The organism is Aporhodopirellula rubra, from assembly GCF_014192335.1.
Classification (GTDB): Bacteria; Planctomycetota; Planctomycetia; order Pirellulales; family Pirellulaceae; genus Rhodopirellula; species Rhodopirellula rubra.
The window spans coordinates 243,440-253,240 of sequence record NZ_JACHXU010000013.1 but is presented as its reverse complement, the minus strand read 5'-3'; the positions used below and the strand labels follow the sequence as shown (position 1 = coordinate 253,240).

The following is a 9,801-nucleotide window of genomic DNA, read 5'->3' as shown; positions in this document are numbered from 1 at the left end:
CCGAAAGCCGGACGATATACTTTTTGATCATGGAAACCTCCGTGTGTTGCACATAGTTTCCACGAAATACCCAAAATCATCCAACCCCAATTCCTTGTGTGGATGATGCACTAGAGCCAGCGTGAAGAAAAAGGGACGGGTGTATTGAGTCCATCATTCGCTTTTCGCCCCCGTTCCCTTGGAATTTTCCGAACTTCCTGAGACTCTCGCCGCCGTCCGCAAGGTTCACGACGGCCGGTACGTCGCAAAAACTTAAACCATGAGAGAACTCGATAGGCGTATGAACATGACTAAACGCGAGTTGACTCGGATCGGCAAGGCGAAGCGTCTTCTCACGAGGTATCTCTTTGTCTTTCTATCGGTGCTCACCTTCTTTTTGATCGGATGGAAAGTCGATCAAATCCGTTTGCTGATAAAGGACACCCTCTCGACAAACCTTCCCATCGGGATAGCAACCGCGGTGCTGATCATGTGGGGAGTGTTGTTGATCGTCCAATTCTTACTGCGTGCACCGGAAATCTCGCCAGTTGACCGAGCGGTCGCGAAGATTCCCGAAAACCTGCGGAAACCCTTTATTTTTCCGATTCGCTGGGTTTTCGACGTATCCACCCAGGGTCTGTATTGGTTGGCAAAACGCGGGCGAAAGTTCAGTGACGGTTTTTGGGCATGGGGCATCAATCTGACCGTTTTTTGCGTTGGTCTCGTAGTCGCATTTTCCTGCCCTCTTTCGCCGTCGTGGACATGGTTCCTCAATTCCGTTTGGCCTATGCCTGGCGGATTCTTTCGCATGGTGGGCTTACTAGCGGCAATGGTTGCGTTATGGCTAGGGTTCGGAACAAGGGTGGGATCCGACAAGGTCCTCGACAAAAATGAACACGCCGACGAAACGATGCAGCGTCGCGTTCGCGTCTGGCAGAGAACTGGAGAAGTCTTGTCCGTTTTGCTTATCCTGACCGTAATTCTCGAAGCGCTATGGATTGCTGTTGAATTGGTCAGCGGCATTTCAATGACGGTCTACACTGTTTGGGCTTTTTTCTCTCTGGCATTCGCCGGCATTCTGATTGCGGCACTCTTGGACTATTTGCATCGAAATACTCAATTGCCGTGGAGGTTGATGGCAGTCGTAGTAGCGTTTGCAGTAGCCAGTTTATCGAGTCATGTGGATCTCGGTCCGGCAGACTTTCCTGACAATGCCGGCACGTTACGATCAGCTGTGTCCGAACAATGGGTTGACGCCGCACTGGATCGCTTATCGCGAGAACCTGATGGACCAGTCATTATTATCACCGCAAGCGGGGGCGGCTCACGCGCAGCGCTGGTTGCCGCCTTGTCGCTCGAAATTATCGAGAGCGAATTTCGTCAGGACGGCGATTCCCCGGCTTGCATATGGCTGGGCAGCGGGGTCTCTGGCGGGTCTCTTGCATTAGCCGCACACTACCACTCGTTGACTGGGCAGCACACAACTCAGGATGCTGTTACGAGAGACTATCTTGGCCCGATCTTTCGCGGCTTTTTAACGCCGTTTTCGAATCGCGGAGAATCTTTGACTGCGTATTGGGATCGAAGTTTTACTTGGGCGTCGATTGATCAAGCCACTATTGACGCGACCAAGCCGTTGTTAGTGATTGGGGTAGCCGACATCGACACGGGACGCCGCGCAATGGTCGGTTTCCCAAGACTACCTGACAATTGGTTTCGGCGTTATCTGTTGACTGAAACGAAGGATGGCCCTCGCTGGCAGATTTCGGAGGATGATCATGAGCCTTACAGCCTGTCAACGCTTCAAAGTGACGGGACTCATCCGAATGTTCGTTTGACCCGAGGGGTCCGAATGTCATCGTCGTTTCCGTTTGGCTTTGAACCAACGCGTCTTTCGGTCGATGTACCAGAACCCAATTACGAGGCGGTCCACCACGCCCACTTTCTCGACGGTGGAATGGTCGACAACACCGGTGTGGATTCCGTACTCGCTATCCTGTCAAAGATCGATGAACTGGAGACTGAGAATGGTCGCGTGCTAAGGCAGGAACTACGACGCCGCGGCATCTTCATGATCGAGATTGATGCTGGAGCGGGATCGGGCGATGTGACAAAGTCCGGTCCCGCAAGCCGAATAACTCAACCCTTTGGAGGATACAACCGCGGCGTATACTCCGCCGCGAAACGAGCCCGAGATCGAAACGTCGCTGCGTTGAAGCTTCGGTTTGAGGACGCGTTCACGACCGAACCAATCAAATCACACCCCGAAAACGATCAGGTTGATGAAATCATGACAACACTGGCGTTGCCCAAAAAGGACGTCCTGCGTTTGATCGACTCGTTTACAAAACCTGAAAAGCTTGAGGAGATCCGCAAGGCACTGAACCAGCGTTATTCGACGTTGGTAGGACGTAACAAATAGCAGGCAAATCGAAGGGTACCGGGGTCATTGTCAAGTCCGCACTTGGCTTCTTGAACTCCTCTTCTCCTTCACTTCTTCGACCGGAAAGGAAATTGCCGGAGAAGACATTATTGTCGTTTGTGTGTTTCATCGTGGGCAGGAGAGCCCAAAGGGGGTCAGGCCTCTTTGCTGCATCCGACACGGGAAACGCTGCGACCGCTGCCTCATCTTCGGCCGACGCTGCGTGTCCACTCAAACACCAGCTTGCGTGGTGAGCACAGCACTTGACCGTTCAACCGAACGCGAGGGTTTCGCCTTCCACGCTTGACGTTCGAACGCTTGTCGCCCGGGGCGAGAAACGGTTTCCACCTGGGCAAGTCGCACACAACAGACAGCACACGAAGAAGTACTTTCGTATCGTTCGTGTATTTCGTGGTCAACAACAACCAGAGTCCGCAACGAAATCGAAACAGAACCGGCCCACCACCGTTCGAACTCCCCTCGCCTTGCTCGACCCTCCGGCCAAAAAGGTGAAGGTTGTGGAACCAGCAATTCGATGTAGGCCGGACCGAGCGGAGCGATGCTCCGGCAGTTCACAGCGCCCTTGCCGGAGAAGCGTCACGTTGTTCCCTGATCCGGACTACTTCGATCAAAAGAAAATACACGGAGAAGTACTTTCGTGCCGTTCGTGTATTTCGTGGTAAAAAAAACAGAGTCCGGAAACTCTTTTCTTCAAGGCGAGGATCACGAAGCCTTTGAACGCGTCGACTCGGTACGTGACAACTTATTCACGCCCACAAACAAAGCCGCTCGTTTGGATTTCCATTGAGCGGCTTTTTGACTCGCACAACGAATCGTTGGCTTTCTAGCGATCAAACAAACTCGCGAAGAAACTGTGACGCAGATTCAAATCCTTCTCTTCCTGTTCCTGTAACCCTGCCTCTTCAAAGAACTGTTCGAGGGCCGCGAGTTCACCTTTGTCGAGCCAAACGCCTGAGCAGTCGACGCAGCGGTCGATCATAATCTGAGAACAATACACGTACTCACCCGACTCCATTCGTCCGCCACATTTCGGACAGGTGATTTCGGCGCGAGTCTTTTGGCGGGCAAACTCATACGCTCGCGCGATGATATCGATACGTCGCAGATGAGTCTTGTGATCACGCTCAACCAACTGCTGCAACGCTTGCAACTCACCGGAGTCGAGCCAAACTCCGCCACACGACGGACACTGATCGACGACGATCTCGCCCTCGTACTTGGTACTGACTAACGTTGCTCCATCGCGTGGGCACTGCATGATTCATGCTCCATGAAAAGAATGGTTGCGGACGGCATCCCTGAGCATACCCCCACGCCAAGCGTCACGAAAGCATCCGAGCCGCTCGACGAACAAATTGCGATCAGTAAGCAGTGCATCGGACATGCGCCCAAATGTCGCAACGCCGACGACAATGACAATGGCGAAAACGTCGGCTAACCGCTACGACGATTGGCCCTACCCCACAATCCGTACGCAGGACAAGTTGGAACACATCACCCGTTCAGCTCCAGCAACAACAAGCCACCGAGGACACCGAGAACACAGAGGAGTTGCATACCAATCCCCTCCGTGAACTCCGTGCTCTCTGTGGCTGAATCACCCATGCACCGCCTCCCAATCCGCACAGCCCAAAACAGGATAAAAACAGCACCAACCCACAACGGTTCGAGCTCCCCTCGCTTTGCTCGACCCTCCTGCCAGGAGGATGAAGATTGACAGAGCGGCGAATGATGTAGGCCGGACCGAGCGGAGCGATGTTCCGGCAGGTCACGGCGCCATTGCCGGAGCGGCGTCACGTTGTTCCTTGATCCGGCCTACTTGGTTCAATGATAATTACACGGAGAAGTACTTTCGTATCGTTCGTGTATTTCGTGGTCAACAACAAGCCACCGAGGACACCGAGAGCACAGAGGAGTTACACACCAAGCCCCTCCGTAACCTCTGTGCTCTCTGTGGCTGAATCACCCATGCACCGCTTCCAAATCCGCACAGCCCAAAACAGGATCAAAACAGCACCAACCCACAACGGTTCGACCTCCCCTCGCTTTGCTCGACCCTCCTGCCAGGAGGATGAAGATTGACAGAGCGGCGAATGATGTAGGCCGGACCGAGCGGAGCGATGTTCCGGCACGTCACGGCGCCAATGCCGGAGCCGCGTCACGTTGTTCCTGGATCCGGCCTACTTCAATCAAAAAAATCACGGAGAAGTACTTTCGTGCCGTTCGCGTATTTCGTGGTCAACAACAAGCCACCGAGGACACCGAGAGCACAGAGGAGTTGCATACCAATCCCCTCCGTGAACTCTGTGCTCTCTGTGGCTGAATCACCCATGCACCGCTTCCCAATCCGCACAGCCCAAAACAGGATCAAAACAGAACCAGCCCCCAAACGTTCGACCTCCCCCCGCTACATTCGCCGCTCATGCCAGGAGGATGAAGATCGCAGAGTCGAATCAATGTAGGCCGGACCGAGCGGAGCGATGTTCCGGCAGGTCGCGGCGCCATTGCCGGAGCCGCGTCACGTTGTTCCTTGATCCGGCCTACTATGAGGCAAGATCGAAAATACGATCGCGTTGTCTCGCGGCGGGATGGTCGATCGTAAAACGAAGCACACGGAGAAGTACTTTCGTGCCGTTCGTGTATTTCGTGGTCAACAACAAGCCACCGAGGACACCGAGAGCACAGAGGAGTTACACACCAAGCCCCTCCGTAACCTCTGTGCTCTCGGTGATCTCTGTGGCTGAATCACCCATGCACCGCTTCCCAATCCGAACAGCCCAAAACAGAACCAGCCCGTCAGCGTTCGACCTCCCCTCACTGCGTTCGCCTCTCCTGCCAGAAGGGTAAAGATTGTGTAGCCTGCGAATCGATGTGGCCAGGCGAGCTTCGGTGTCGCTTGACGGTGTTCGCGAAAGGGGGTCCAATCGCCAGTCCAATGCAATGGTTTGGGGGACAGGATCCCGAACGTGCAATCAAGCTCGATGGGTTACTCCGGTTAAGATTTCTGCCATGAAATTCCATGCGTCCGTTTTAGCATTTACGCTGCTGTGTCCCCTTTTTCCCGTAGGGGCCAGCCACGGGGAAGAAGCGACCAATCGTGCAAATTGGGCGATCGCCATTCACGGCGGAGCGGGCAGTTCTCCGGCGCAGTTGGATGAGGCGTCGAGTGAAAAACGCAGCCAAGGATTGCAAAATGCGTTACAGAAGGGCCGCGATTTACTGGCCGGCGGCGGCACCGCAGTGGATACCGTCGAAGCGGTTATCCGTCTCATGGAAGACGATCCGATCTTCAACGCCGGTCGAGGTGCCGTGCTAACCGAAGACGGACGAGCGGAACTGGACGCTTCGATCATGGATGGCAAAACGCTCGGTTGCGGCGCAGTCGCGGGAGTGACCAAGGTCGCGAATCCCATCTCGCTCGCTCGCCGCGTGATGACCAACACCAAACACGTATTACTGGCCGGCCCCGGCGCCGATCAATTTGCCGCAGGCCAACAGGTGCCATTGGTCGATCCCGACTATTTCATCACCAAACGAGTCGTCCACGACGCAGCGACCATCGTTTCGTCAACGCACGATTCGGCAGACATTCACTACGGTACGGTGGGTTGCGTCGTGCTCGACTCCCACGGGAACCTTGCTGCCGGAACGAGTACCGGAGGCACCGCCAAGAAATTGCCGGGCCGCGTCGGCGACTCACCGATCGTGGGTGCCGGCACTTATGCCGCGAATGGACTGTGTGCCGTGTCCGGAACCGGTGTCGGTGAAGAGTACATTCGAAACAGCGTCGCGTACGACGTCGCTGCGCAGATGCGTTACGCGGGAAAGTCGCTCGAGTCATCGATCACCGAAATCATGCTCGAACGTCTTTCGCCCGGTACCGGTGGTCTGATCGCCGTTTCCCAACAAGGCGATATTGTGATGCAGCACAACACGCCGGGCATGAGTTGCGGAGCAGCAGACAGCACCGGACGATTCGATACGCACCTTGTCCTTGAAAACGGTGGAGCCCCCGCGGACGCGATCAGCGAGTCACCCGAAGCGGAAATCGAGGCTCTCATCGAGCAACAAGCGGCAGACTGGAATGACGGCGACATCGATGCGTTCATGAACGTCTATTGGAAGAGCGAACAGCTCACGTTTTCATCAGGTGGCGAAATCTCTCGCGGGTTCGACGCGACATTGGCGAGATACAAAAAACGCTATCCGACGTCAGTCGAAATGGGAAAACTCACGTTCTCAGAGCTTGAGTTCCTGCCACTCGATACATCGGCAATGCAAGTTCTCGGTGTTTGGAATCTCAAACGCGATCTGCCGATTGGAGGACGATTCACACTCATCTTTCGGCACTTCCCTGATGGATGGAAAATTGTGCACGACCACACTTCCAAATCCCCTGACGAGCCGAAACCCTAGCAGGCGAGTGTTTTAAAAGGGGCCAGCTGTACATTCCGCGGAGTTGCATTTTCTAAAAAGAAGAACGATAGCTCTACGAGCCTGCAACGCAAGGAAACGACTTCAAGCGTTCACCCGCCGTCGAGACATCAATCTGCACGTCCTGACTTCACCCTCCCGTGTGCGGGAGGGTCGGACGCGGCAGCGGCCAGAGCGGCGTCACGTTGTTCCTTGATCCGGCCTACTTCGATCAAAAAAAACACGGAGAAGTACTTTCGTATCGTTCGTGTATTTCGTGGTCAAAAAACAAGCCACCGAGGACACCGAGGGCACAGAGGAGTTGCACACCAAGCCCCTCCGTGACCTCTGTAGCTGAATCACCCATGCACCGCTTCCCAATCCGCACAGCCCAAAACAGGATAAAACAGATCCAGCCCCCAACCGTTCGACCTCCCCTCGCTACATTCGACGCTCCGACCAGGAGGATGAAGATTGCGAGAGAGGCAAATCGATGTAGGCCGGACCGAGCGGAGCGATGTTCCGGCACGTCACGGCGCCATTGCCGGAGCGGCGTCACGTTGTTCCTTGATCCGGCCTACTCGGTTCAAAGCAAAATTCACGGAGAAGTACTTTCGTGCCGTTCGTGTATTTCGTGGTCAAAAAACAAGCCACCGAGGACACCGAGGGCACAGAGGAATTGCACACCAAGCCCCTCCGTGACCTCTGTGCTCTCTGTGGCTGAATCACCCATGCACCGCTTCCCAATCTGCACACCTCAAAACAGGACAAAACAGATCCAGCGTCCAACCGTTCGACCTCTCCTCGCTGCATTCGACGCTCCGACCAGGATGATGAAGATTGCGAGAGCGGCAAATGATGTAGGCCGGACCGAGCGGAGCGATGTTCCGGCACGTCACGGCGCCATTGCCGGAGCGGCGTCACGTTGTTCCTGGATCCGGCCTACTTGGTTCAAAGAACAATACACGGAGAAGTACTTTCGTATCGTTCGTGTATTTCGTGGTCAAAAAACAAGCCGCCGAGGACACCGAGAGCACAGAGGAATTGCACACCAATCCCCTCCGTGACCTCAGTGCTCTCTGTGGCTGAATCACCCATGCACCGCTTCCCAATCCGCACAGCCCAAAACAGGTTAAAAACAGAACCAGCCCCCAAACGTTCGACCTCCCCTCGCTTCGCTCGCCCCTCCTGCCAGGAGGGTGAAGATCGTGGAGTCGAATCAATCGGAGCGATGTTCCGGCAGTTCACAGCGTCAATGCCGGAGCGGCGTCACGTTGTTCCTTGATCCGGCCTACTTCGATCAAAAAATTCACGGAGAAGTACTTTCGTGCCGTTCGTGTATTTCGTGGTAAAAAACACGCAGAGTCCGAAACAGAACCGGCCCGTCACCAATCGACTTCGCTGCGATCACTTCTCCTGCCTGGAGGGCGAATGCGACGTGGCTCGACCATGACGCACGCGAAGGGAATGCCTGGACAAGTAACTTCGTCAAGATTGTGTGTTTGTGGTGGACGATTAGCTACATTGAAGGGGCAAGGATGCTGAGCCGGGGCTGTCGTTCAAAGACACGCCTTCATCACGCTCGACCACGGTGCCTTTCATGTCAGACTTCGGCGGAAGATTTCGATGGCCTATCCAGTTGCATGCGTCCTGTCACTCATTGCTGTGCTGTCTGCTCAACTCGCATTCGCTCAACCGGAATCCGACGCGGCGTACCGCGTCTCGACCGTCGCTCACAACGGTATGCCGAAGGACATCGTCCCGAGAGGTTCGATCTGGAACTTCGGAAGCGGTTCCCTGAGGACCTATCGAGGTTGGCAATACGCGGCGTACTGGGATGATGCCCGACAAGTCTCCGTGGCTCGGCGGCAACTCCCATCGGGAAAATGGTCGGTGGCCTCATTGCCTGGATATCAACGCACCGAAAACGTGGATCGCGGCAAAGCCGGCGCTATCTCACGTGGTTTTGGCGACGGTCATGAAAAGGTTTCGATGGGCATCTCGGCCGATGGCGTCATCCACCTCGCGTTTGATCATCATCTCTCGACGCTGCACTATCGCTGCAGCGTCAAACGAATCGCGAACGAACCCTCGCAACACGATTGGACGCCCGAGTTATTCGGCCCAGTCCGAGACAACCTGGGTGGCCCCAAAATCGAACGTGTGACGTATCCCTCTTTCACGGCCGATGGGAACCGAATGTTGCTCTACCTGCGTTTGAACGGTGGGTCCGGAGACGCGGATTCTCATTTCATGGAATACGAAAACGGTCGCTGGCTTCGAAACGATATGCCCTCGAGCAAATTGATCGACAAACAATGGCCCGGCGGCGATGGAACGGTGAACGCCTATCCGCATTCCATGGTCGTACGCAACGGTCGTCGCCATCTGACATGGTCATGGCGAGACACCCCACGGGCCAGCACATCGCATGATCTTTGTTACAGCTACAGTGACGATCACGGCGAGACATGGCGGAACAATGACGGCAAACCGATCGGCCGCATCGGCAAGATGTTTATCACTGCGGACTCCGATGGCGTCGTGGCGATCGACATTCCGGCCGCCACGTCGTTTGTGAATGGCGGTTCGATGACCGTGGACCAGAACGGCCGAGTCCATGTGGTGATGCGAGGTGAAAGCGGAGAACCGTTCCACGCCACACGCGATCCCGACACAGGAAAATGGGACCACGGCGACACGCGTTATCTGGGAGCATTGGCCGCGGGAAACGGTGAGCATGTTTTCCTCGTCTCCGAAGGCGGACTTCACCGGCTTTCGGCATCCCGCGTCGGCGAAGTCACCACGATCGCCTCCGCACCGGCGCAGCTCTTTCGTGACGGAAAGACTGCGGTCGATCGAGAACGTTTCCAGCACGACGGTTGGATATCCGCCATCGGGCAACGAGGCAAAAGGATCTCGGTCGTGGACTTCCGTGTCCCGCAGTAGCGACCCCCGAACACGCC

5 protein-coding genes are annotated in these 9,801 nt (G+C 55.4%); 4 read left to right on the top strand and 1 reads right to left on the bottom strand.

The genetic code is table 11. From position 1 onward, the window contains the following. Positions 1-286 precede the first annotated feature (286 nt). On the top strand, positions 287-2,401 hold the full coding sequence (locus FHS27_RS18360) for a patatin-like phospholipase family protein (RefSeq protein ID WP_184306324.1): 2,115 nt from the start codon (positions 287-289) through the stop codon (positions 2,399-2,401). 844 nt (positions 2,402-3,245) lie between these two features. On the opposite strand, the gene FHS27_RS18355 is transcribed toward FHS27_RS18360, so the two are convergent. After that, on the bottom strand, positions 3,246-3,680 hold the full coding sequence (locus FHS27_RS18355; protein ID WP_184306323.1) for a TFIIB-type zinc ribbon-containing protein: 435 nt from the start codon (positions 3,678-3,680) through the stop codon (positions 3,246-3,248). Positions 3,681-3,692: 12 nt separating this feature from the next. Here FHS27_RS18355 and FHS27_RS18350 point away from each other — a divergent pair, with 12 nt between their 5' ends. The 3 genes from FHS27_RS18350 to FHS27_RS18340 all read left to right on the top strand — a co-directional run bounded on the left by FHS27_RS18350 (position 3,693) and on the right by FHS27_RS18340 (position 9,784). Beyond that, entirely contained in the window at positions 3,693-3,860 is a 168-nt protein-coding gene (locus tag FHS27_RS18350) for a hypothetical protein (RefSeq protein ID WP_184306322.1), read from the top strand. Positions 3,861-5,431: 1,571 nt separating this feature from the next. Further along, the gene (locus FHS27_RS18345; protein ID WP_184306321.1) at positions 5,432-6,838 is read left to right on the top strand and encodes an isoaspartyl peptidase/L-asparaginase; all 1,407 of its coding nucleotides are present in this window, start codon (positions 5,432-5,434) and stop codon (positions 6,836-6,838) included. A 1,623-nt stretch (positions 6,839-8,461) separates the two neighbouring features. Beyond that, complete coding sequence (locus FHS27_RS18340) at positions 8,462-9,784, top strand: BNR repeat-containing protein (RefSeq protein ID WP_184306320.1); 1,323 nt, start codon at positions 8,462-8,464, stop codon at positions 9,782-9,784. Positions 9,785-9,801 lie beyond the last annotated feature (17 nt).

What these genes read in the sequence shown, in the direction of transcription:
- FHS27_RS18345 (WP_184306321.1), top strand. Translation starts at nt 5,432, where the DNA reads ATGAAATTCCATGCGTCCGTTTTAGCATTTACGCTGCTGTGTCCCCTT.
- FHS27_RS18340 (WP_184306320.1), top strand. Translation starts at nt 8,462, where the DNA reads ATGGCCTATCCAGTTGCATGCGTCCTGTCACTCATTGCTGTGCTGTCT.
- FHS27_RS18355 (WP_184306323.1), bottom strand. Translation starts at nt 3,680, where the DNA reads ATGCAGTGCCCACGCGATGGAGCAACGTTAGTCAGTACCAAGTACGAG.
- FHS27_RS18360 (WP_184306324.1), top strand. Translation starts at nt 287, where the DNA reads ATGACTAAACGCGAGTTGACTCGGATCGGCAAGGCGAAGCGTCTTCTC.
- FHS27_RS18350 (WP_184306322.1), top strand. Translation starts at nt 3,693, where the DNA reads ATGAAAAGAATGGTTGCGGACGGCATCCCTGAGCATACCCCCACGCCA.